This window comes from Micromonospora sp. NPDC000663, assembly GCF_042898105.1.
In the GTDB taxonomy this organism is placed as follows: Bacteria; Actinomycetota; Actinomycetes; order Mycobacteriales; family Micromonosporaceae; genus Micromonospora.
The window spans coordinates 665,057-688,106 of record NZ_JBIAYR010000001.1 but is presented as its reverse complement, the minus strand read 5'-3'; the positions used below and the strand labels follow the sequence as shown (position 1 = coordinate 688,106).

Sequence of the window (23,050 nt, the reverse complement as noted above, 5' to 3'; positions counted from 1 at the left end):
CCGACGACGAGAGGGCTCCGATGGCAGTGACCACCGCCGACGGTCCGCTCCCCTTCGCGACGCCGCCCGACGCCGGGGACCGGGTCGCGCGGCTCGGTCATGCCCTCGTTCGCGGCATCTGGCTCTTTCCCGCGCTGCTCACCGTCCTGCTGACGCTGCTGACCGTCCTCGAGATCAGCGGCTCGTCGATAGGCGTCTACCGGTCGATGTTCCACGGCTCGCAGCCCGACACGCACCTGCTGGTCAACGAGCCACAGCCGATCCGGTCGGACGAGTGGATGGTCAACACGCAGTTGACAATCGCGCAGGACGCCGCCGGCTACCCCCGGATCAACCCGAACCTCGGGCAGGGCGCGGACGTCTCAGTGGTCCTGGACGTGCCCTACAAGGACTGGTCGGCCGCCTTCCGGCCGCACAACCTGGCCTTCCTGGTGCTCCCCCTCGACAACGCCCTGGCGTTCAAGTGGTGGGTCATGGCGGTGCTGCTCGTCCTGAGTGGCTACTTCTTCGTGCTGGTGCTGGTGCCGGGTCAGCGCTGGCTGGCGGCCGGGCTGTCGTTGACCCTCCTCTTCAGCCCGTTCGTGCAGTGGTGGTACCAGTACATCACCGTCGGCCCGTTGCACTACGCGCTGTTCATCGCGACGGTCTTCGTCCTCCTGCTGCGGTCGACCCGGCCGCTGGTGACCGTCGCGTGGGCGGCGCTGCTGGCGTACCTGCTCACCTGTTTCGCGCTCGTCCTCTACCCGCCGTTCCAGATCCCCTGCGCCCTGGCGCTGGCGGCCTTCTGCGCGGGGCACCTCGTCGAACGGTACGGCGTGCGGCCCGCCCCGCTGCCGCGCCACCTGGGCCTCGTCGCGGCGTCGCTCGTGGTCGCGGGCGTCCTGGCCGGCCTGTTCGTCGCCACCCGGCTGGACGCCGTCAACGCGGTCCTGCACAGCGCCTACCCGGGTCAGCGGCTCACCTACAGCGGCGGCTTCGACTTGGCCCACCTGTTCTCCGGGCACACGAGCCTGGGCCTGGAGTCCAGCCGCTCGGCGGCCCAGTACACCATCCCGGAGAAGGGCCTGACCAACCAGAGCGAGAACTCCAACTTTCTGCTCCTCCTGCCGTACCTGGCCGTGCCGTACCTCTACCTGCTGTACCTGTCGTACCGCGGCAGACGCGTTGTCGACTGGCCGCTGCTGCTGGTCACCGGCGGGTTCGTGGGGGCGCTCGCCTGGCTCTTCGTGTCCCATCTGGATGCCTGGGGCAGGCTGCTCTTCCTGGACCGGGTGCCGCACACGCGGCTGCTCATCGGCGTCGGCCTGCTCAACTTCATCGGGCTGGTGCTTGTCGTCCGGCTGCTGCGCGACAGGCGCTCGGTCCTGCCGGGGCGTACCGTCGTGGTCGGCTACACGCTCGCGCTGCTGCTCGTCCAGGCGTTGCTCAGCCTGCACGTGGTGCGGGCCTTCCCCGGCTTCCTGGGCCCCGGCGGCTTCGTCCTGTCGCTGGTGCCCGTTCCGCTTGCGGCGTACCTGACGCTGCGACGCCGCTTCAGCTGGGCCACGTCGGTGCTGCTGGCCTTCTCGGTCGCCAGCACGGTCCTCATCCACCCGCTCTACCGGGGTACCGCCATCCTGACCCAGACCCCGCTGTCCCGGGCCATCCGGGCGATAAGCGCCGACGACCCGGGTGCCAGGTGGGCGTCGGAAGTGGGCATCGTCCAGAACTTCGCCGCGATGAACGGCGCACCGTCGCTGTCCGGCGTCTTCGCGTACCCGCAGGCGGGGCTGTGGCGCGACGCCGCCGCGCAGGCCCAGCAGGAGTACGTCGTCAACCGCTACGCGCACGTCTGGTTCACGTTCGACAGGAATCCCGCGGTGATGGTGGGCACCACCTTCACCCTCACCGCGGCGGACCATTTCCTGGTCAACACCGAACCGTGTGGCCCCTTCCTCCGGCAGAACCGCGTCACCTACCTGGTGACCGGCACCGAGATCAACGAGTCGTGCCTCAAGCTGCGGGCCACGATCCGCTATCCGGCTGCCACGTTCCTCATCTACGAGTTCTGGTAGGGACCACCCGACCGGCGCTCAACTGTTCCGGTGCCACAGGTCGCGCAGCGCGTCCCAGTTTCCGCCGATGCCGGACTCGCACGGCGTCTCGAAGTACACCGCACCGAGCTTGTCGTCCCGGTCCCACCAGATGCCGCACATGACACGCCCGTCACCGGGGTTGCCCGCGTACTCGACGTAGCTGCCGGTCGCCCCGCTGGCGCCACCTGTGGTCCGCGCGCCCTGTCGGATGCCCGGTGAGAGGGTGCCGGCGAGGAAGGCGAGCTGCTCCCGGTAGGCGCGCGCCGCGTCCTTCGTCGTCGCGGACTCGAAGAGCGCGAAGTGGACGAACACGTTGCCGTACCGGCAGAAGACGTGCCGCTTCTCGTCCTTCGGCAGCTTCGGGCCACCGGCCTCCCGGTCGGACGCGCAGTCTCCCATCCGGCTGAGCCAGGGCTCGGCGAGCGGCACCAGGTCCGGGTCGAACTTCGCCTTGTTCAAGGCGTACTGGGTCTTCTCGAACAGTGGCGTGGACGGACTGGCCGGCGACTTGTCCGCCGAGGGCGTGTCGCCACCGCGGGCGCCGCCACCGAAGAAGCCGGCGCCGGCGGCGAGGACGGCGGTCAGGACGATGCCGCCGATCCACAGGCCCGTCCTACTGCGCGGGGGACGGGCCACCGGGGCGATCCGCCGCCCTCCGGAGGTGGAGAACGGGTCGAACGGCGGGACCGACGGGCCACTGTCGGCGTACGCCGGGGACTGCGGCGCGGCCGAGACCGGCGGCGGTGTGGGCGTGGTCGGCGCGGGCGAGGCCGGCGCGGCCGAGACCGGGGTCGGGGCGGCGGACGCGGGCGGCGCGGACGCCGACACCGGCTGCCCGGAGGCCGGCGACATGTGCACCGCCCACGGGAGCTGCGGCTTCTCCGACACCAGCTCGGGGGTCTGGGACTGCGGCGGCCCGCTGGCCTGCTGCGGCACGCCCGACACGGGCGGGGTGGGCGGCGCGGACGTGGGCGGTGCGGAGGTGGGCGGCGCGGAGACCGGCAGGTCGGACACCGGCTGGTAGTCCATGCCGAGGCTCTGGAAGAGCCGCTGCGGCGCGTGTCCCTCCTCGGCCCGGTAGGCGACCCACGGGTGGGCGGCGGTCAGGTCGGCGTCGGCGTAGCGGTGACCGCCGGCCGCCTGGGCCAGCGCGTTCGCCGCGTTGCCGAAGGCCACCCGCCAGCGCTCGTCGGACGCCGCGACCCCGTCCAGCACGGCAACGGTGGCGAACTGCCCCTGCCCGTCCACCGCGGCCCAGGCCTTACCGACCTGACACGCGCCCAACATGTGGGTGTACCTGTATGGGCTCTCCGGCTGCATGCCACTCCTTAGCTCAACCGCCGTGGATCCTACAGAGGCGGTGCCATTCCAGCGCCCCGCCGATCGGCGGAGTGGCGGGTGGTGGGACGGGCGAACCCTTGCCCCCTGAAAGTTTTCATGCATAGAGTCACGGCGTGAATGAAGGAGCGTCGGTCGAGCAGGTGCTGGACCTGTTCGACGGAGTGCGGCTCACCCCCACCCAGCGGCGGATCGCCCACTGCCTCGTGCAGCACGCGCCGGCCGTGGCGTACCTGTCGGCGGCCGAGGTCGCCGAACTGGCAGGGGTCAGCCAGCCGTCGGTCACCCGGTTCGCCGTCGCGCTCGGGCACGACGGCTACCCGGCGCTGCGCCGTCGGCTGCGCGACCTGACCGCCGCCGCCGGCCCGCCGGCGGACGCCGGCAACGAGCTCCAGCAGGCGGTACGCGCCGAGATGGGCAACCTGGACCGGCTGGCCGGACAGCTCGCCGACCGGGACCGGATCGCCGAGACCGGTCGGCTGCTCGCCGCCAGCCGTCCGCTTCCGGTGCTCGGCCTGCGTGCCGCCGCGCCGCTGGCCGCGTACTTCGCCTACTTCGCCGCCAAGGTCCACCCGGACGTACGGGTCCTCGACGACGGCGGCAGCCTGCTCACCGACCGCCTGGAGCAGGCCGCTGAGGCAGGCGCGTCGGCTGTGCTCGCCTTCGTGCTGCCCCGCTATCCCCGGGAAACGCTCGACGCGCTGCGCGAGGCGCGCGCCGCCGGGCTGACAGTGGTGGCGATCACCGACTCCCCGGTGAGCCCGGCCACCGAGCACGCCGACGTGGTGCTGCCCGCGGCTGTCGGCGCGCAGCTCGTCTTCGACCTGCACACCGCCCCGATGACCCTGGCCATGGTGCTGTTGCAGGCGATCTGCGACGCCGCGCCGGCCGACACCCAACGCCGACTGGAGGCGTTCGAAGCCTCCGCGGCCCGCCGACAGTTGTTCCTCGGATGACCGGAGGAGACCAGAGATGACCCAGCCTGTCCGTGCCGCACGGGGCAGCCAGCTCACCGCCCGGGGCTGGCCGCAGGAGGCCGCCCTGCGGATGCTGATGAACAACCTCGACCCCGAGGTGGCCGAGCGCCCCGACGACCTGGTCGTCTACGGAGGCACCGGCAGGGCCGCGCGGGACTGGCCGTCGTACCACGCGTTGGTCCGTACGCTCACCGACCTGCGCGAGGACGAGACGATGCTTGTGCAGTCGGGCCGCCCGGTGGGTGTCATGCGCACCCACGAGTGGGCGCCCCGCGTGCTGCTGGCCAACTCGAACCTGGTCGGCGACTGGGCGACCTGGCCGGAGTTCCGCCGCCTCGAACAGCTCGGCCTGACCATGTACGGGCAGATGACAGCCGGTTCGTGGATCTACATCGGCACCCAGGGCATCCTCCAGGGCACCTACGAGACGTTCGCGGCGGTGGCCACCAAACGGTTCGGGGGCAGCCTGGCGGGCACGCTGACGCTCACCGCCGGCTGCGGCGGGATGGGCGGCGCGCAGCCCCTCGCCGTCACCATGAACGACGGCGTCTGCCTGATCGTGGACGCGGACCGGACCCGCCTCGACCGCCGGGTGCACGACCGTTACCTGGACGAGGTCGCGGACTCCCTCGACGACGCGGTCGAGCGGGCCCTCACCGCGAAGCGGGACCGGCGGGCGCTGAGCGTCGGCGTGGTGGGCAACGCCGCCGAGGTCTTCCCCGAGCTGCTCAGCCGGGGCGTGGAGATCGACATCGTGACCGACCAGACAAGCGCGCACGACCCACTGGCGTACCTGCCGGTGGGCGTAAAGCTGGCCGACGCCCGCGACTACGCGGCGGCGAAACCCGCCGAGTTCACCGATCGGGCGCGGGCGTCGATGGCGAGGCACGTCGAGGCGATGGTCGGCTTCCTCGACGCCGGCGCCGAGGTGTTCGACTACGGCAACTCGATCCGGGGTGAGGCGCAGCTCGGTGGGTACGAGCGCGCCTTCGACTTCCCCGGCTTCGTGCCCGCGTACATCCGGCCGTTGTTCTGCGAGGGCAGGGGCCCGTTCCGGTGGGCGGCGCTCTCCGGCGACCCGGCCGACATCGCCGCCACCGACCGGGCCATCCTGGAGCTGTTCCCGGAGAACGAGTCCCTCGCGCGGTGGATCAAGCTGGCCGGTGAGCGGGTCGCCTTCCAGGGCCTGCCGGCCCGGATCTGCTGGCTCGGTCAGGGCGAGCGGGACCGGGCGGGTGTGCGGTTCAACGACATGGTCGCCTCCGGTGAACTCTCCGCCCCTGTCGTCATCGGCCGGGACCACCTGGACACCGGCAGCGTCGCCAGCCCGTACCGGGAGACCGAGGGGATGGCCGACGGCTCGGACGCGATCGCCGACTGGCCGCTGCTCAACGCGCTTGTCAACACGGCGAGCGGCGCCTCCTGGGTGTCCATCCACCACGGCGGCGGTGTCGGCATCGGACGGTCGATCCACGCCGGTCAGGTCTGCGTGGCCGACGGCACCGCCCTCGCCGGCCAGAAGATCGAGCGGGTCCTCACCAACGACCCGGCGATGGGCGTCATCAGGCACGTCGACGCCGGCTACGACATCGCCCGCGACGTCGCCGCGCGGACCGGCGTCCGGGTGCCGATGGCGGAGGGTGGCGGCGCGTGAGCGACGACCTGTCGAGCCGGTTCCGGGCTCTGTGGGACGAGATCGCGCCGGTCGGGCGGGACGCCGGCAGCGGCGGCTACCTGCGCTACGCCCTGACGGAGACCGAGCTGGAGTTGCGTGCCTGGTTCCGCTCCCAGGCGCAGCGGCGGGACCTGCCGGTCACCGGGGACGGCAACGGCAACCTCTTCGCGCACTGGGGTGACCCGGAGGGCTCCGACGCGGTGCTGACCGGCAGCCACTTCGACTCGGTGCCGCACGGCGGGGCGTACGACGGGCCGCTCGGCATCGTCAGCGCGTTCCTGGCCGTGGACGAGCTGCGCGCCGCGGGGGTCACCCCGACCCGACCGCTGGTGCTCGCCGCGTTCGTGGAGGAGGAGGGGGCGCGCTTCGGCGTACCGTGTCTGGGGTCGCGGCTGCTCACCGGCGCGCTTGCGGCCGACCGCGCGGCCGGCCTGCGCGACGCGGCCGGGGTGGGTTTCGCCGAGGCGCTCGGCGACCGGCCGGCGGGCGCCCGGCCGGACCTGCTGGCCCGGTTCGGCGCCTTCGTGGAGCTGCACGTCGAGCAGGGCCGCGCGCTTGTCGACGCGGACGCGCCGGTCGGGGTGGCGAGCGCGATCTGGCCGCACGGCCGCTGGCGCTTCGACGTGGTCGGCGAGGGAAACCACGCGGGTACCACCCGGATGGCCGACCGCCGCGACCCGATGCTCACCTACGCGTTCACCGTGCTGGCGGCGAACAAGGAAGCCCGGCTGCGCGGCGCGCACGCCACAGTCGGCCGGGTCGCCGTGGAACCCAACGCCACGAACGCCATCCCGTCGAAGGTGACCGGCTGGCTGGACGCGCGCGCCGCCGACCCGGAGACGCTTACCGGGCTGGTCGACGCGGTGCGCGGCAAGCTCGCCGAGCGGGCCCGCCGCGACGGTACGGAGGTGACGGTCACCGAGGAGTCGGTGACCCCGCTCGTCGCGTTCGACGGTGGGCTTGCCAAGCGGCTGGCCACGCTGCTCGAGGCCCCGGTGCTGCCCACCGGCGCGGGACACGACGCGGGGGTGCTCGCCGCTCACCTGCCCACCGCGATGCTCTTCGTGCGCAATCCGACAGGGGTGTCGCACTCCCCCTTCGAGGCGGCCACCGACGAGGACTGCGCCGCAGGGGTCCGCGCGCTGGCCCGCGTGCTGGAGGAGCTGACATGCGGCTGATCGACGTGGTGTGCCCGCCGGAGGGTCGCACCGAAGGGAGGCTGGGAGCATGACCTCCACCCGCTGGCTCGCCGAGTACGCCTGGCTGCCCGAGCACGCCGAACCCACGCCCGACGTGGTGATCGAGGTCGAGGACGGCCGGATCAGCGCCGTGACGCCGCTGACCCCCGGGAGCCGGCCACCGGCCGGGGTGGAGGTGTACGCCGACGCCGTGCCGCTTCCCGGCCTGACCCTGCCCGGGCTGGCCAACGCGCACTCGCACGCGTTCCACAGGGCGCTGCGGGGGCGTACCCACGGCGGCCGGGGTGACTTCTTCAGCTGGCGCGAGCGGATGTACGCCGTCGCGGACCGGCTGGACCCGGACACCTACCTCGCCCTGGCGCGCGCCGTCTACGCCGAGATGGCCCTCGCGGGCATCACGTGCGTCGGCGAGTTCCACTACCTGCACCACAGGCCCGACGGCGGCGCGTACGACGACCCGAACGCGATGGGCGTGGCGCTTGTCGAGGCCGCCGCGCACGCCGGGATCCGGCTCACCCTGCTGGACACCTGCTACCTGAGCGCGGGCGTGGACGGCCGTCCCCTCGCCGGGCCGCAGCGGCGCTTCGGTGACGGGGACGCGACGCGGTGAGCCGAGCGGGCGACGGCGTTCCGGCCCACCGACGGCCACACCCGGGTCGGCGCGGCCGTGCACTCGGTGCGGGCGGTCCCCGCCGAGCAGCTCCGCACGGTCGCCGACTGGGCCCGGGACCGACAGGCGCCCCTGCACGTGCACCTTTCCGAGCAGCCCGCCGAGAACGACGAGTGCCGGGCCGTGCACGGGCGTACCCCCACCGCTCTGCTCGCCGAACACGGCGTCCTCGGGCCGGACACGACAGCCGTGCACGCCACCCACCCGACGAGCGCCGACCTCTCGATACTCGCCGACAGTCGGACCGGGGTGTGCCTCTGCCCGACCACCGAACGCGACCTCGCCGACGGCATCGGCCCGGCCCGGCTCATGGCCGAGGCGGGCATTCGGTTGAGCCTCGGCAGCGACAGCCACGCCGTGATCGACCTGTTCGAGGAGGCCCGGGCTGTGGAGCTGGACGAGCGGCTGCGTACCCGCCGGCGCGGCCACTTCAGCCCCGTCGACCTGCTGACCGCCGCCAGCGCCACCGGGCACGCGGCGCTGGGCTGGGCCGACGCCGGGCGGATCGCCGTCGGCGCCCGTGCCGACCTGGTGACGGTACGGCTGGACAGCGCCCGCACCGCCGGGGTCCCGCCGGTGGGCGTGTTCTTCGCGGCCGGGGCGGCGGACGTCGACCAGGTGGTGGTGGACGGTCGGGTGGTGGTGGCCGAGGGCCGGCACCTGAGCGTCGACGTGCCAGCCGAACTGGCGGCGTCGATCGAGGCGGTGACGCCGTCATGAGCGGCAGCCTGCTCGTCGACAACATCGGCGAGCTGGTCACCAACGGTCTCGGCGAGGGCCCGCTGGGCATCCGCCGCGACGCGGCAGTGCTGGTCGAGGACGGCCGGGTGGCCTGGGTCGGCGCGGCCGCGTACGCGCCGGCCGCCGACCGACGGGTCGACGCCGGCGGGGCGGCCGTGCTGCCCGGCTTCGTGGACAGCCACGCCCACCTGGTCTTCGCCGGGGACCGGGCCGCCGAGTTCGCCGCCCGGATGGCCGGCCAGCCGTACACCGGCGGCGGGATCCGCACCACTGTCGGCGCGACCCGCGCCGCGAGCGACGACGACCTGCGGGCCACCGTGCGCCGACTGCGCGGGGAGGCCCTGCGCCAGGGCACCACGACCATGGAGATCAAGAGTGGGTACGGGCTGACAGTCGCCGACGAGGCCCGCTCGCTGCGGATCGCCGCCGAGACCAGCACCGAGACCACCTTCCTCGGGGCGCACGTGGTGCCCGCCGAGTACGCCGACCGTCCCGACGACTACGTCGGCCTCGTCTGTGGGCCGATGCTTGCCGCCGCCGCGCCGCACGCGAAGTGGATCGACGTGTTCTGCGAGCGGGGCGCCTTCGACGTCGACCACGCCCGGGCCATCCTCGCCTGCGGGCAGGCCGTGGGGCTGGGCGTACGACTGCACGCCAACCAGCTCGGTCCCGGCCCGGGCGTGCAACTAGGGGTGGAGCTGGGCGCGGCGAGCGTGGACCACTGCACCCACCTGTCCGACGCCGACGTCGATGCGCTCGCGGGCGCGCACACCACCACCGTCGCCACCCTGCTGCCCGGTGCCGAGTTCTCCACCCGCTCGCCCTACCCCGACGCCCGCCGGCTGCTCGACGCCGGTGTCACAGTCGCGCTGGCGACGGACTGCAACCCCGGCTCGTCGTACACCTCGTCGATGCCTTTCTGCATCGCCCTCGCGGTCCGCGAGATGCGGATGACCCCGGCGGAGGCGGTCCGGGCCGCGACGGCGGGCGGCGCGCGGGCCCTGCGCCGTGACGACGTCGGCGTGCTCACCCCCGGCGCGCGGGCCGACCTCGTCGTCCTGGACGCGCCGTCCTACCTGCACCTGGCCTACCGGCCCGGTGTCCCCCTCATCCGCAAGGTTCTGCTCAACGGAGTTCCGCAATGACGAACGTGACAATCCAGCCCACCGGGATCTCCGCCGACGACGTCCTCGCGGTGGCCCGCGGCACCGCCACGGTGGTCCTCGACCCGGCCACCCGGGAGGCCATGGCGACCAGCCGCGCCATCGTGGACGGCATCGAGGCCGCCGGACGGCCCGTGTACGGCGTGTCGACCGGGTTCGGGGCGCTGGCGAACACCTTCGTCGCGCCGGAGCGGCGGGCCGAGCTGCAACACGCGCTGATCCGCTCGCACGCCGCAGGGGTGGGCGCGCCCATGCCCCGCGAGGTGGTCCGAGCCATGATGCTGCTGCGCGTCCGGTCGCTCGCGCTGGGCCGCTCCGGCGTCCGCCCGCTTGTCGCCGAGGCGCTCGTCGACCTGCTCAACCACGACATCACCCCGTGGGTGCCGGAGCACGGCTCGCTCGGCGCGTCAGGTGACCTGGCGCCGCTGGCGCACTGCGCGCTGGTGCTGCTCGGCGAGGGCTGGGTGCTCGGGCCGGCCGGCGAGCGGCGGGACGCGGCAGACGTGCTGGCCGCCGCCGGGCTCAAGCCGATCGAGCTGGCCGCCAAGGAGGGGCTGGCGCTGATCAACGGCACCGACGGCATGCTCGGCATGCTGCTGCTGGCCATCCACGACGCGGCGCACCTGTTCGCCATGGCCGACGTGACAGCCGCGCTGGCCATCGAGGCGATGCTCGGTTCGGAGCGGCCGTTCCTGCCCGAGCTGCACGCGATCCGCCCGCACCCCGGTCAGGCGACGTCGGCGGAGAACATCCACCGCCTGTTGCAGGACTCCCGGGTGATGGACTCGCACCGCGACGACCTGGCGCACGCCGTGCAGGACGCGTACTCGATGCGGTGTGCCCCGCAGGTCGCCGGCGCGGCCCGGGACACCCTGGACTTCGTCCGCACCGTCGCCGGCCGGGAGCTGGTGTCGGTAGTGGACAACCCGGTGGTGCTGCCCGACGGCCGGGTCGAGTCGACAGGTAACTTCCACGGCGCGCCGCTCGGCTTCGCCGCGGACTTCCTCGCCATCGCCGCCGCCGAGGTGGGGGCGATCGCCGAGCGGCGGGTCGACCGACTGCTGGACGTCACCCGGTCCCGGGAACTGCCCGCGTTCCTCTCCCCCGACGCCGGGGTGAACTCCGGGCTGATGATCGCCCAGTACACGGCGGCCGGGATCGTCGCGGAGAACCGGCGCCTGGCCTCCCCCGCGTCGGTGGACTCGCTTCCCACAAGCGGCATGCAGGAGGACCACGTCTCGATGGGCTGGGCGGCGGCCAAGAAGCTGCGCACAGTCCTGGACAACCTGACCAGCCTGCTCGCGGTGGAGCTGCTGGCCGGCGTACGCGGGCTCCAACTGCGTGCGCCGCTGGTGCCGTCGCCGGCCGGTCGGGCCGCCGTCGCCGCTCTCGGCGGGGCGGCGGGCGAACCCGGCCCGGACGTGTTCCTCGCCCCCGTCATGGAGGCGGCCCGCGCGGTGGTGGCCGGCCCGCAGCTGCGCGCCGCCATCGAACGGGAGATCGGCCCGCTGGGCTGACTCCGCCCGGTCGCTGTCGTCCGCCGCGGGTCAGGCGGCGGGCGGCAGCACCTCGCGCACGTCAGGCGGCGGGCGGCAGCACCTCGCGCACGTCAGGCGGCGGGCGGCAGCACCTTGGCGACCAGCTTGGCCAGCTCCCGCAGCGCCTTGCCCCGGTGACTGATCGCGTCCTTCTCCGCCGGGGTCAACTCGGCGTTGGTCCGGTCCTGCCCGTCGCCCAGGAAGATCGGGTCGTAGCCGAACCCGCCGTCGCCGCGCGGGGTACGCAGCAGGCGACCTGACTGCCGGCCGTCGACCAGGTGCTCCTTGCCGCCGGGCAGCACCAGAGCCACGGTGCAGACGAAGGAGGCGGACCGCTGGTCGTCGGGCAGGTCGGCGATCTGGTCCAGCACCAGTTCGAGGTTGGCCCGGTCGTCCCCGTGCCTGCCCGCCCAGCGGGCGCTGAGCACCCCCGGCATCCCGTTAAGCGCGTCAACGGCGAGACCGGAGTCGTCGGCGATCGTCGGCAGCCCCGTGCGCCGGCAGCCCTCCCGGGCCTTGATCAGCGCGTTCTCGCCGAAGGTGAGACCGGACTCGGGCAGCTCCGGATAGTCCTCGACGTCGTCCAGGCCGAGCAGGGCGACCCGGTGCGCGCCGAGCGCGGCGTCCAGGATGCGCTGGAGTTCCACAAGCTTCTTCTGGTTGCGCGTGGCCAGCAGGACCTTGTTCACAGCAGTGCCTTTCGCTGGGCTTCGGCCAATTCGGCGCACCCGGCCACGGCCAGGTCGAGCAGGCTGTCGAGCTGGTCCCGGGCGAACACGCCAGCCTCACCGGTGCCCTGCACCTCGACGAAGTCGCCCGCGCCCGTGCACACCACGTTCATGTCCACCTCGGCGGCGACGTCCTCCTCGTAGCAGAGGTCGAGGCGCGGCTCGCCGGCGATGATCCCCACGCTGACCGCGGCCACCGAACGGTGCATGACCTTCTCCGGCTTCCCGGCGAGCGACTTGCGGGCGGCCAGCCAGCTGACCGCGTCGTGCAGCGCGACGTACGCGCCGGTGATCGCGGCCGTGCGGGTGCCGCCGTCGGCCTGGAGCACGTCGCAGTCGAGGACCACCGAGTTCTCGCCGAGCGCCTTGAGGTCGATGCACGCGCGCAGGCTGCGGCCGATCAGGCGGGAGATCTCGTGGGTCCGGCCACCGACCCGACCCTTGACGCTCTCCCGGTCGGAGCGGGTGTTGGTGGCCCGGGGCAGCATCGCGTACTCGGCGGTCACCCAGCCGAGCCCGGAGCCCTTGCGCCAGCGGGGCACCCCCTCGGTGACACTCGCCGTGCAGAGCACCCGGGTGCCGCCGAACTCGACGAGCACCGAGCCCTCCGGGTGGGTGCTCCAGCCCCGCGTCAGGGTCACCGGTCGAAGTTGAGAGGGCCCTCGCCCGTCAGGTCGCGCCATGCCTGCACCCTATGCGGTGCGGTGATCCACCTCCGCCGCGGTGTCCCGACCGGTGTCCGCGTCGCGCATCCGGTAATCCCGGCGACCGCGGCCGGCGCCTACCATCTCGGGCGTGTGCGAGGTCAGATGTCGTAGCTGGCGCCGGGCCGGACCACGTCGATCGGCCCGGTGTACGCGGAGGCGGCCGACCCCAACGTGTGCGCCTCGCTGCCCCAGGCCGCCACCAGGTGGGTGAGCAGCAGCCGACCCACCACCGCCTTGGTCGCCGTCTCGCCGGCCTCCCGGCCGGTCAGGTGCAGATCCGGAGGATTGTCCACCCCGTCGAGGAAGCTCGCCTCGCAGAGGAAGGCGTCGACGTTCTGGGCCAGCCGCAGCAGCGCGTCGCACGGCGCGGTGTCCGACGAGTAGCACAGCGACCTGCCGTCGTGCTCCAGCCGCACCCCGTACGTCTCGACCGGATGGTTGACCCGGTCGACGGTGACCGTGAACGGGCCGATCGGGAAAGTGCCCGGCTCCAGCGCGTAGAACTGGTAGACGTCCTCCACCGTGCCGTCGTCGTGGTACGCGGCGCTGAGCCGGTCGGGAGCGCCGGCGGGCGCGTACACCGGCAGGGCCGGATAGGGGCCCTCCGGGGCGTACCGGCGGACGACCACGTACGTGACGGCGTCGAGGATGTGGTCGCAGTGCAGGTGGGTCAACAGGATCGCGTCGGGGGCGTGCAGCCCCGCGTACCGCTGGAGGCTGGACAGCGACCCGGAACCGAAGTCGACAAGGAGTCGGAAGCCCTCGGCCTCGACGAGGTACGCCGAGCACGGGGACTCGGGGCCGGGAAAGCTGCCGGCGCAACCCAGGACGGTCAGTCGCATCTGGTCGGCCCACTGTCACTGTCAGTAGTATTGGTGCCGGCCGTCGCTCCAGACATGATCTCTACCGACGCGTACGCCACGGTGGGCAGCCTACGCTGAGGGACCCGAAGGCAAGAATCATCCGCTGGAACTTGTCACGAACGTGACACCTGCTCACAGTGGTGCCGGCAGGGTTCGGGCCGCCGACGCAGACGTCGACGGCCCGTACCCGACGACCACTCCGGTCAGGCCCAGAGCTGGCCCTCCAGGGCGTCCTCGGCGTCGGCCAGCGTCCCGCCGTACGCGCCTGTGGACAGGTACTTCCAACCGCCGTCGCAGACCACGAACGCCACGTCGGCCCGGCGACCGTCGCGGACCGCCTCGTGCGCCACCGCGAGAGCGGCGTGCAGGATCGCGCCCGTGGAGAACCCGGCGAAGATGCCCTCCACCTCGACGAGCTGCCGGGTGCGCAGCACCGCGTCCCGGGTGCCCACCGAGAACCGCCGGGACAGCACCGAGGCGTCGTACAACTCCGGCACGTACCCCTCGTCGATGTTGCGCAGCCCGTAGACCAGCTCGCCGTAGCGCGGCTCGGCGGCCACGACCTGGATGCCGTCGACCTTCTCCCGCAGATAGCGACCGGTGCCCATGAGAGTGCCCGTCGTGCCCAGCCCGGCCACGAAGTGCGTGATGGTGGGCAGGTCGTGCAGCAACTCCGGCCCGGTCGTCTCGTAGTGGGCCCGGGCGTTCGCCTCGTTGCCGTACTGGTAGAGCATCACCCAGTCGGGATGCTCGGCGGAGATCTGCTTCGCGGTGGCCACGGCCTGGTTCGACCCGCCCGCCGCCGGCGAGAAGATGATCTCGGCGCCATACATGCGCAGCAGCTGCACCCGCTCGGTCGAGACGTTCTCCGGCATCACACAGACCAGCCGGTAGCCGCGCAGCTTCGCCACCATCGCCAGCGAGATGCCCGTGTTGCCGCTCGTCGGTTCGAGGATGGTGTCACCCGCGCGGAGCCGGCCAGCCTCCTCAGCGGCACGGACCATGAACAGCGCGGCCCGGTCCTTGATGCTGCCTGTCGGGTTCCGGTCCTCCAGTTTGGCCCAGAGCCGCACCGGCGGAGCACCCTCGGGCACCGTCGGCGAGAGCCGGGGCAGACCGACGAGCGGTGTGCCCCCGCACGCGTCGAGCAGGCTGTCGTACCGCGCCATGGCGGCCGTCCTCAGCGAGCAGCGACGGCGTGCTGGCTGATCGCGGCAGCGGCCGCGAAGCCGAACGCGCCGCCGGCCACCGCCGGCAGGATGGTGACGCTGTCACCGTCGGAGAGCTTGGCGTCCAACGCGCCGAGGAACCGGACATCCTCGTCGTTGACGTAGACGTTGACGAAGCGGTGCAGGGCGCCGGCCTCGGTGACCAGCCGGCCCCGCAGCCCGGCGTGCCGGGAGTCCAGGTCGGTGAGCAGGTCGCCGAGGGTGTCGCCGGCGCCGTCGACGACCTTGGCGCCGCCGGTGTAGCTGCGCAGGATGGTGGGGATGCGAACCTCGATAGCCATGATGTCGTGCTCCTCGTTCAGGTGTGCCTGGGTGACGGGACGAAACGGGTGCGGACGCTGACGGATCAGCGGCCGGAACACTCGTAGTCGACCGTCGCCGGGCTCTGCCCGAACATGTACGACTGGACGGCGTGCGGGTCGACGGCGGGCTCCACGATCTGGACCGGCTCCTCGGTCACCACGCCGTCGACGATCCGGAACGACCGGATCTCCTCCGAGTCGGGCTCGCGGGTCGAGACGAGCAGGTAGTGCGCACCCGGCTCGCCGGCGAAGGAGACGTCGGTCCGGGACGGGTACGCCTCGGTGGCGGTGTGCGAGTGGTAGATGACCACCGGCTCCTCGTCGCGGTCGTCCATCTCCCGCCACACGCGCAGATGCTCCATCGAGTCGAACTCGTAGAAGGTCATCGAACGCGCCGCGTTGTCCATCGGGATGTGCCGGGTCGGGGTGTCGCTGCCGACGGGACCGGCGACGACGCCGCACGCCTCGTCGGGGTGGTCCCGGCGCGCGTGGGCGACGATCGCGTCGATGATCGACCGGTCGATGCTCAGCACGTGCACCAGCCTAACGCCTGTCGGACGGGGGCTGAAGTGGTGCCGGTCACGCCTAGTCGATCAAGGCGTTGAGCAGCGACTCCTGTAGATACCCGAGATACGCGTAGACCGACAGCTGGAACACCCGGCTGGAGCCCGGGTCCTCGGTGACCGCGTCGTCCAGCTCCTCTCCCAGGTCGGTGCCGTCCTTGATCTCCAGGCGGACACCCATCGCCAGCCGCGCGTCGTTCAACGCCCGCAGCCACGCCTCGGCCGCCTCGGCGTCCAGCCGCACCTCACCGCCGGCCTCGTCCGGCAAGGCGGCCAGGATCGCGGCCGCCTGATCGATCTTGGCGGTCTTCAGGTCGCCCTCGGTGTAGCGGCGGAACTCGGCGGAGCCCGCCACGTCCTCCGGGTAGACCGCCGGGAAGAGCCGGCCGACGACCGGGTCGGTGTGGTCGAAGCCATCGGTGAGCAGGCCGACCACCTCGGAGGCGACCTTGCGCAGCACCCGCACCTCGTCGACGGCGAAGGTGGCGACATAGCAGCCGGCCTGGCGACGGAACATGCTCACGACTTGTCCACCGTCGCCCACAGCCCGTACGCGTGCAGCTGCGACGCGTCGTGCTCCATCCGCTCCCGCGCGCCGGTGGAGACCACGGCCCGGCCCTTGTGGTGCACGTCAAGCATGAGCTGCTCGGCCCTCTCCCGGCTGTAGCCGAAGAGCTTCTGGAAGACCCAGGTCACGTACGTCATCAGGTTGACCGGGTCGTCCCACACGATCGTCACCCATTGCCGGTCAGCCGCCGGCACCTCGTCAGTGTCCGGCGTCTCGACCGGTGCAACCTGTGGAGCCGCCATGCCCCCCATCGTGCCACCGGTTTCCCGGAACCGAGGAACCGGAACGCCGGCCCGGCGAGGATCACCCACTCCGGCCGCGCCGGACCCAGCGGGGACGTCGTCGGCCGCGAAGGGTGGGGCGAGCCCTGACGGTGGGTCGACCACGCCGTCAGGCGAGCAGGATGCCGTGGTCGACCGCATCGGAGAGCACCGCGCCGAGCGAGAGACGGATCACCTCGAATCGCCGGGAGATCTCCCGGGACAACCCCAGCTCCACCTCCCGCAACGCCCGCTGGGACCAGGCCCGCGCCGCGTTGTGGTCGGCATTGCCGGGCGTACGCCACTGCTGCCAACACCCGCCGGAGAGCGCCACCGCCACCGGCGGCAGGACCTCGTCGCGGGACCGGGTCGGATAGCCGGCGAGCGCGTCGATCGCGTCCGTGCCGGTCAGGTTGGCCACCCCGGCCGTGCTGGTGATCAACAACACCCGGTCCAGGTCGCCGCCGTTGCGGTGGTCGGCGAGGCCGTACTGCACGGCGGTGGCGATCCGGCGGCGCACGCCCTCGGCCGGGGCGGCGCCGAGCACCCGGGCCGCCGCGTCGGCCAGGATGCCCCGCACGGCGTGATCGCACTGGACGGTCGCCAGCAACGACAGAGCCGCCATCTCCCGATCCAGCAGATCCGGCAGGCCGGGGCAGCCGACCCCGAAGACGATCTCCTGAACGGCCCGCAGGTGGATGTTTGCCAACTCCAGGGCGAGATGCTGGCGGATGCGCTGCGAGCAGGAACGGGCCTGCCGGTCGAGCTGCTCGGCCCAGTCCCCCGGATCGGCCACGACGGCCACCCGGTCGTGCTGGCCCGGCAGCACGGGAGGATCGACGCTGGCACGTTGCAGCCCCTCCCCCGCCGACCAGCCCACCAGAGCCCGCCGCAGGTCGGCCGCGGAGGCGGCGCCGTCGACCGGGAACCAGCGCGCGCCGGCCAACGCCGGCACCGCGGCCAGCAGCGCCGCACGGTGCGCCTCCACTGTCACCGCCACCGGATCCACCTCGTCCGGCGAGGCGAACGTCCCCGCCGACGCCGCGCACTCGCCCGACGGACCCCAGCCCGCCGCGCCAGGGGTGACCGCGAAGGTCACCTCCACGCCGGTCGGGGCGACCTCGGCGAGCAGGTTCAGCTCCGTACCTGTGAACGCCTGGTCGGCCGCGATCACGAAGAGCAGCGCGCCGGCCCTGCCCACCGCGTCCAACAGCACCCGGACACCGGCCGCGCCGAGCATGCCGGTGTCCGGCGTGTCGATGAGCGTGAAGTGCCGCAGCAGCGGCTCGGCCACGCTCAACTCGACCCGTCGCGGCGGGCGGGCCAGCGCCGGCCCGGCGGCGTCGCGGTCCGCTCCGTACGAGTAGGGCTGGCGGTAGCCGGGGACGAACGCGGCCCGGGTCGGCACCTTGGCGTGCCGCACCACCAGCCAACTGCCCGCCGGCACGGTGAGCATGACCGGGTCCAGGCCCAGCAGGGTGGCGAGCACGGTACGCCGCTCGGCGCCGGCCGGGCCGACGGCGACCACGCCGAGCGGCTCCTCGGGGGCCGGACCGGTCACGCCCGTGCGGGTGGGCAGCGGGCCGCAGCTGGGCAGGTCGGTATGGCCGGACACGTCGTCGGACGAGTCGACCGAGTGGAGAGGGCCCTGCTTCATCGGGTGGCCTCCCAGGGCAGGTGACCGGGGAACCAGTCACGTGGCAACTCCGGGCGACGCTACCCGGATGCCGGAAGCGTACGGGCGGACCGGCGACCCGGCGGAACACGTCAGGTACTTACCGGTAATCGCGGGACTACTCAACTTCGGTGCGTGACGGTACGGGCGCGGACAGGTCTCGATGGATATGCTGCTCGGATGAGTCCGTGGAAGTTCGTCGGCCGCACCGATGAACTCAACCGCCTGCTGGCGGCGGTGACCGGTGAGGCCGGGCAGGGGCTCTTCTTCAGCGGCAGCGCCGGCATCGGCAAGAGCCGTCTGCTGCGCGAGGGTGTCGCCACCCTGCCCAGCGACAGGTTCGCCATCTGGTCCATCGCGGCGAGCGCCACCACCGCGGCGCTGCCGTTCGGCGGGCTGGTGCAGGTCCTTCCCGCCGAGCAGCCGCAGGGCCTCTCCCCCGCCGGCATTCTCCGCTGGGCGCTCGACGTTCTGCAACAGCAGGCCGCCGGCCGGCGGATCGTGCTGGCCATCGACGACGCGCACCTGCTCGACCCCCCGTCCGCCGCCCTCGTGCACCTGGTCGCACGCACCGAGAACGCCACTGTGGTCGGCACGCTGCGCGACGGTGAGCAGATCCCCCTGCCGATCCGTGCGCTGTGGACCGACGACCTGGTCGAGCACGTCGAGCTGACACCGATGCCACCGGCGGAGACCGCCGGCCTGCTGGCGGAGATGCTGGGCGGCCCGGTCGACGCCGGCTCCGCCGACCGGCTGGGTCGACTCTCGTCCGGCAACCCGCTGCTGCTGCGCGAGCTGGTGCACGCCGCCACCGGCAGCGAGGAGCTCAAGCGCACCTACGGGATCTGGAAGTGGACCGGGCGGCTGGAGCTGGCACCCAACCTGACCGACCTGATCGACACCCGGGTCGGGCAGCTCACCGACGGCGTCCGCACGGTGGGTGAGCTGGTCGCCTTCGGCGAGCCCTTCGGCCTACACCTGCTCAACCAGGCCGCCGACCAGGCGGACGTGGAGATGGCCGAGGAGCGCGGCCTGATCACAGTCGTGCAGCACGACCGGCGCACAAACGTCCGGCTGGCCCATCCGCTCTACGGCGAGGTGCTGCGCCGCCGCTGCCCGGTCAGCCGCACCCGGCGCCTCCAGGCCCGCCTCGCGGAGCTGCTGGAGCACGTCGGCAAGCGCCGCCGCGACGATCTCCTGCGGGTGGCGGTCTGGCGCCTGGACTCCGGCACCGCACAGGACCCGGCCCTGCTGGTGGACGCCGCGGTGCAGGCGTTCACCCGCTACGACGTACCGCTGGCGACCCGCCTGGCCCGCGCCGCGCTGGACGCCGACGGCGGTTCGGACGCCGCCGAGCTGCTGGCCACCATCCTGATGTTCGCCGACCGTCCGGACGAGGCCATCGACGTCCTCGACGCGGTGACTCCCGAGCCCGGCGACGAGCGGCGGCTCTGCCGCTGGCTGACGGTACGGGGAATGGTCAGCTACTGGGGGTTGAGCCAGGAGTCCACCGTGGAGGAGATCGCACGCCGGGCGGAACGGATCAGCGACTCCGCGGACCGCGCCCGGGTGCACGCCTTCGAGGCGATCATGCGCCTGCACCGGTTGGACACCACAGTGGCGGTACGGCTCAGTCAACGGGTACTGGACCGGCCGGCGGCAGGCGTCGCCGCCCGGGAACTCGCCCGCTCCACCATCGCGTACGTCCAGGCGGCCCAGGGTGAGCTGACCCGCAGCGGCGCGGCGATCGCCCAGGTGCACTCCGCGGCGGGCAGTTGGCGCACCGACATGCCGTACCTGCAACTGGCGTTGGAGCTGGCCCGGGGCACCCGGCTCATGCTCACCGGCGACCTGGCCGGGATCGACGCGATCGTGGCCGACGAGTTCGCCGACCTCGCGGGCGCCGGTGACTTCCGGCTCGGCACCGGCTACCTGGCCATCCTCCAGGCGTACGCGGCACGTCTTCGCGGCCAGAGTGACGCGGCGATGCGGACGTCGCTGGGCGCCTGCGCGGTGCTGGCCACCAGCCGCGTCTACGCCGGGCTGGCCCAGGCCGAACGGGCCCAGTCGGCGGCGCTGCGCGGCGACGCGACGCAGGCCGCCGCCGCGATGGCCGAGGCGGACCGTACCCACGCACCGGGCATGGCGGTGCTCTACCCGTGGCTGGAGCAGGCCCGAGGCGCGACGCTCGCCGCGTCGGGCGACCTGCCGGGCGCCGTCAAACACCTCGGCGACCTGGTGGACCGGCTGCGCGCGGACAACTTCGCCGGGCACGAGGTGCACGTCCTGCACGACCTGGTACGGCTGGACCAGGCCTCGATGCCTGTCGGGCCCACCTGCTCGGACGGCGGCCGGCGTACCGTCGCGCAGCGCCTCGCCGAACTCTCCGAACGGGTCGACGGGGTGTTGCCGCCGCTGTTGGCCCGGCACGCCCGGGCCGCCGCGACCGACTCCACCACCGACCTGCTCGCGGTCGCCGACGACTACGCGGCGCTGGAGCTGACCGTGTTCGCCGCCGAGGCCACCGCCCAGGCCGCGCAGCGGCTGCGCCGGCAGCAGTCGGCCGCGGCCAACGACGCCCGGGAGCGGCTGGCGGGCCTGCTCGGCCGCTGCGACCTCATCCGTACGCCGGCGCTGAACGCCGGTGTGCCGGTGCTCACCGAGCGCGAGTGGCAGGTGGCCCGCCTCGCCGCGCACGGTGCGCCCAGCCGGGCCATCGCCGAACGGCTCTACCTCTCCGCGCGCACCGTGGAGAACCACCTCCAGCGGATCTACACCAAGCTCGGCGTGACCGGGCGGACGGAGCTGTGGGCGGCGCTGCGGTCGATCCCGGGCCACGAGGGCGGCGACGTCGGCTGAACCTTAGGCTGGGGCGGTGAGCACCCTTCGCCCCGCGCTGCTGACCGACCACTACGAGCTGACCATGGTCAGCGCGGCACTGAAGGACGGCACCGCCGACCGCCGCTGCGTCTTCGAGGTCTTCACCCGTCGACTGCCGTCCGGCCGCCGCTACGGCGTGGTCGCCGGCACGGCCCGGCTGATCGAGATGATCCGCGACTTCCGCTTCGACGAGGCGGAGATCGACTTCCTGCGCCGGACCGGGGTGGTCGACGAGGCGGCGGCGGCCTGGCTGGCGGACTACCGCTTCACAGGTGACATCGACGGGTACGCCGAGGGTGAGCTGTTCTTCCCCGGCTCGCCGATCCTGACGGTCTCCGGCGGTTTCGCCGAGTGCGTGGTGCTGGAGACGCTGGCGCTCTCGGTGCTCAACCACGACAGCGCGGTGGCCGCCGCGGCAGCGCGGATGGTGACCGCGGCGCGGGGCCGGACGCTGATCGAGATGGGGTCGCGTCGGGCGCACGAGGAGTCAGCGGTGGCCGCGGCTCGGGCCGCGTACCTGGCCGGGTTCCGGTTCACCTCCAACCTGGCGGCGGGCGCGCGCTACGGCATCCCCACGGCGGGTACGGCGGCGCACGCGTTCACGCTGCTGCACGACGACGAGCGGGCCGCGTTCGCGTCGCAGGTGGCCACGCTGGGCAAGGACACCACGCTGCTCGTCGACACGTACGACATCAGCCAGGGCATCCGCAACGCGATCGCGGTGGCCGGGCCGGAGCTGCGGGCGGTCCGGATCGACTCGGGTGACCTGGCGGTCATCGCGCAGCAGTCGCGGGAGTTGCTGGACTCGCTGGGCGCCACCGAAACCAAGATCATCGTTTCGGGTGACCTCGACGAGTACTCGATCGCCGCGCTGGCCGCCGAACCGGTCGACATGTACGGCGCGGGGACGGCAGTCGTCACCGGCTCCGGGGCACCGACCGCAGGGTTGGTCTACAAGCTCGTCGAGGTCGAGGGCCGGCCGGTGGTGAAGCGTTCCGAGCACAAGGCGACCATCGGCGGCCGGAAGGTGGCCGTGCGCCGGCACAAGCCGACCGGCACCGCCACCGAGGAGATCATCGTCCCGCAGGGCGTGCCGGACCGGCAGCCCAACGACCGGATGCTCCAGCGCTCGTACGTGGTCGACGGCGAACCGGTGGCGCTGCCCACCCTCGACCAGTCCCGCGAGCACCTGCGCGAATGCCTGATCTCCATCCCGTGGGAGGGGCTGAAGCTCTCCGCCGGCGACCCGGCCGTGCCGGTCACCGTCGTACCCGCCAGCTGACCTGACCGAGAGGGAGACCCCATGGTAAACGCGCTGATCATCGTGGACGTGCAGAACGACTTCTGCGAGGGCGGTTCGCTGGCCGTCGCGGGCGGGGCGGGCGTGGCCGCTGGCATCTCCCGCCTGCTCGCGGCCGAGCCGGACCGGTGGTCGCACGTGGTCGCCACCAAGGACTACCACGTCGACCCGGGTGCGCACTTCGGTGATCCGCCGGATTTCGTGGACTCCTGGCCCCGGCACTGCGTGGTGGGCACCACCGGCTCGGAGTTCCACCCCGAGCTGGACACGGGCCGGGTCGAGGCGATCTTCCACAAGGGCGAGCACGCCGCCGCGTACTCCGGGTTCGAGGGGCACGCCGACGACGGCGAGTGCCTGGCCGACTGGCTGCGCCGGCACGACGTGGACCGGGTCGACCTGGTCGGGATCGCCACCGACCACTGCGTCCGGGCGACCGCACTGGACGCCGCCCGCGAGGGTTTCGCGACCACCGTGCTGCTGGAGCTGACCGCGGCCGTCGCCCCGGACACCACCGACGTGGCCCTGCGCGCGATGGACGGCGCCGGGGTGACCCTGCACGGAGAGCCTGTGATCACTGCCGCATGAGGCGGTAAATGGTT

The 23,050-nt window shown here is 72.8% G+C and carries 19 protein-coding genes and 1 pseudogene; 10 read left to right on the top strand and 10 right to left on the bottom strand.

What is annotated here, in order from left to right; genetic code table 11:
• Nucleotides 1-20 precede the first annotated feature (20 nt).
• Complete coding sequence (locus tag ACFY1S_RS03310; protein ID WP_387112381.1) at nucleotides 21-2,054, top strand: hypothetical protein; 2,034 nt, start codon at nucleotides 21-23, stop codon at nucleotides 2,052-2,054.
• A gap of 18 nt (nucleotides 2,055-2,072) precedes the next feature.
• Here ACFY1S_RS03310 and ACFY1S_RS03305 read toward each other — a convergent pair whose 3' ends face one another.
• Nucleotides 2,073-3,395, bottom strand: coding sequence for a hypothetical protein (locus tag ACFY1S_RS03305; protein WP_387112378.1), 1,323 nt, complete (start codon nucleotides 3,393-3,395; stop codon nucleotides 2,073-2,075).
• 134 nt (nucleotides 3,396-3,529) lie between these two features.
• Between ACFY1S_RS03305 and ACFY1S_RS03300 the strand changes: the two genes are divergently transcribed.
• From ACFY1S_RS03300 to hutH, 6 genes and pseudogenes are all read left to right on the top strand, one after another.
• Nucleotides 3,530-4,369, top strand: a complete 840-nt coding sequence (locus tag ACFY1S_RS03300) for a MurR/RpiR family transcriptional regulator (RefSeq protein WP_364367337.1) — start codon at nucleotides 3,530-3,532, stop codon at nucleotides 4,367-4,369.
• A gap of 16 nt (nucleotides 4,370-4,385) precedes the next feature.
• Nucleotides 4,386-6,044 carry a urocanate hydratase gene (hutU, locus tag ACFY1S_RS03295; protein WP_387112375.1) on the top strand — a complete coding sequence of 553 codons (1,659 nt, stop codon included), beginning with the start codon at nucleotides 4,386-4,388 and terminating at the stop codon, nucleotides 6,042-6,044.
• Entirely contained in the window at nucleotides 6,041-7,243 is a 1,203-nt protein-coding gene (locus ACFY1S_RS03290) for an allantoate amidohydrolase (RefSeq protein WP_387112373.1), read from the top strand. The genes hutU and ACFY1S_RS03290 overlap by 4 nt, the downstream gene beginning before the upstream one ends.
• A gap of 49 nt (nucleotides 7,244-7,292) precedes the next feature.
• Nucleotides 7,293-8,654, top strand: a pseudogene (locus ACFY1S_RS03285) (formimidoylglutamate deiminase).
• Nucleotides 8,651-9,820: an imidazolonepropionase gene (gene hutI, locus ACFY1S_RS03280; RefSeq protein WP_387112371.1), complete on the top strand. Its 1,170-nt coding sequence runs from the start codon at nucleotides 8,651-8,653 to the stop codon at nucleotides 9,818-9,820. Before ACFY1S_RS03285 ends, hutI begins: the two are co-directional and overlap by 4 nt.
• A complete protein-coding gene (hutH, locus tag ACFY1S_RS03275; RefSeq protein ID WP_387112368.1) occupies nucleotides 9,817-11,355 on the top strand; it encodes a histidine ammonia-lyase in 1,539 nt (512 codons plus the stop codon). The genes hutI and hutH overlap by 4 nt, the downstream gene beginning before the upstream one ends.
• A gap of 92 nt (nucleotides 11,356-11,447) precedes the next feature.
• On the opposite strand, the gene rdgB is transcribed toward hutH, so the two are convergent.
• The 9 genes from rdgB to ACFY1S_RS03230 all read right to left on the bottom strand — a co-directional run bounded on the left by rdgB (nucleotide 11,448) and on the right by ACFY1S_RS03230 (nucleotide 18,253).
• The gene (gene rdgB, locus ACFY1S_RS03270) at nucleotides 11,448-12,065 is read right to left on the bottom strand and encodes an RdgB/HAM1 family non-canonical purine NTP pyrophosphatase (protein WP_364367356.1); all 618 of its coding nucleotides are present in this window, start codon (nucleotides 12,063-12,065) and stop codon (nucleotides 11,448-11,450) included.
• The gene (rph, locus tag ACFY1S_RS03265) at nucleotides 12,062-12,787 is read right to left on the bottom strand and encodes a ribonuclease PH (RefSeq protein ID WP_357980489.1); all 726 of its coding nucleotides are present in this window, start codon (nucleotides 12,785-12,787) and stop codon (nucleotides 12,062-12,064) included. The genes rdgB and rph overlap by 4 nt, the downstream gene beginning before the upstream one ends.
• Nucleotides 12,788-12,909: 122 nt before the next feature.
• Nucleotides 12,910-13,653 (bottom strand): MBL fold metallo-hydrolase, encoded by a 744-nt coding sequence (locus ACFY1S_RS03260; protein WP_387112363.1) that lies wholly within the window; start codon nucleotides 13,651-13,653, stop codon nucleotides 12,910-12,912.
• Between the two features lie 224 nt (nucleotides 13,654-13,877).
• Nucleotides 13,878-14,843, bottom strand: coding sequence for a pyridoxal-phosphate dependent enzyme (locus ACFY1S_RS03255; RefSeq protein WP_364367363.1), 966 nt, complete (start codon nucleotides 14,841-14,843; stop codon nucleotides 13,878-13,880).
• Between the two features lie 11 nt (nucleotides 14,844-14,854).
• Nucleotides 14,855-15,184 (bottom strand): MoaD/ThiS family protein, encoded by a 330-nt coding sequence (locus tag ACFY1S_RS03250; protein WP_139583459.1) that lies wholly within the window; start codon nucleotides 15,182-15,184, stop codon nucleotides 14,855-14,857.
• A gap of 65 nt (nucleotides 15,185-15,249) precedes the next feature.
• On the bottom strand, nucleotides 15,250-15,738 hold the full coding sequence (locus ACFY1S_RS03245) for a Mov34/MPN/PAD-1 family protein (protein WP_387112358.1): 489 nt from the start codon (nucleotides 15,736-15,738) through the stop codon (nucleotides 15,250-15,252).
• Between the two features lie 52 nt (nucleotides 15,739-15,790).
• On the bottom strand, nucleotides 15,791-16,285 hold the full coding sequence (locus ACFY1S_RS03240) for a DUF2017 domain-containing protein (RefSeq protein ID WP_387114257.1): 495 nt from the start codon (nucleotides 16,283-16,285) through the stop codon (nucleotides 15,791-15,793).
• 2 nt (nucleotides 16,286-16,287) lie between these two features.
• Complete coding sequence (gene clpS, locus ACFY1S_RS03235; protein WP_139583456.1) at nucleotides 16,288-16,578, bottom strand: ATP-dependent Clp protease adapter ClpS; 291 nt, start codon at nucleotides 16,576-16,578, stop codon at nucleotides 16,288-16,290.
• Between the two features lie 148 nt (nucleotides 16,579-16,726).
• Nucleotides 16,727-18,253 carry a hypothetical protein gene (locus ACFY1S_RS03230; protein ID WP_387112354.1) on the bottom strand — a complete coding sequence of 509 codons (1,527 nt, stop codon included), beginning with the start codon at nucleotides 18,251-18,253 and terminating at the stop codon, nucleotides 16,727-16,729.
• Between the two features lie 198 nt (nucleotides 18,254-18,451).
• Between ACFY1S_RS03230 and ACFY1S_RS03225 the strand changes: the two genes are divergently transcribed.
• The 3 genes from ACFY1S_RS03225 to ACFY1S_RS03215 are packed head-to-tail and all read left to right on the top strand — an operon-like array spanning nucleotide 18,452 to nucleotide 23,036.
• Nucleotides 18,452-21,130: a LuxR C-terminal-related transcriptional regulator gene (locus ACFY1S_RS03225; protein ID WP_387112351.1), complete on the top strand. Its 2,679-nt coding sequence runs from the start codon at nucleotides 18,452-18,454 to the stop codon at nucleotides 21,128-21,130.
• Nucleotides 21,131-21,146: 16 nt separating this feature from the next.
• The gene (locus ACFY1S_RS03220) at nucleotides 21,147-22,433 is read left to right on the top strand and encodes a nicotinate phosphoribosyltransferase (RefSeq protein WP_387112348.1); all 1,287 of its coding nucleotides are present in this window, start codon (nucleotides 21,147-21,149) and stop codon (nucleotides 22,431-22,433) included.
• Between the two features lie 21 nt (nucleotides 22,434-22,454).
• Nucleotides 22,455-23,036: an isochorismatase family protein gene (locus tag ACFY1S_RS03215; protein ID WP_387112345.1), complete on the top strand. Its 582-nt coding sequence runs from the start codon at nucleotides 22,455-22,457 to the stop codon at nucleotides 23,034-23,036.
• Nucleotides 23,037-23,050: the final 14 nt, after the last annotated feature.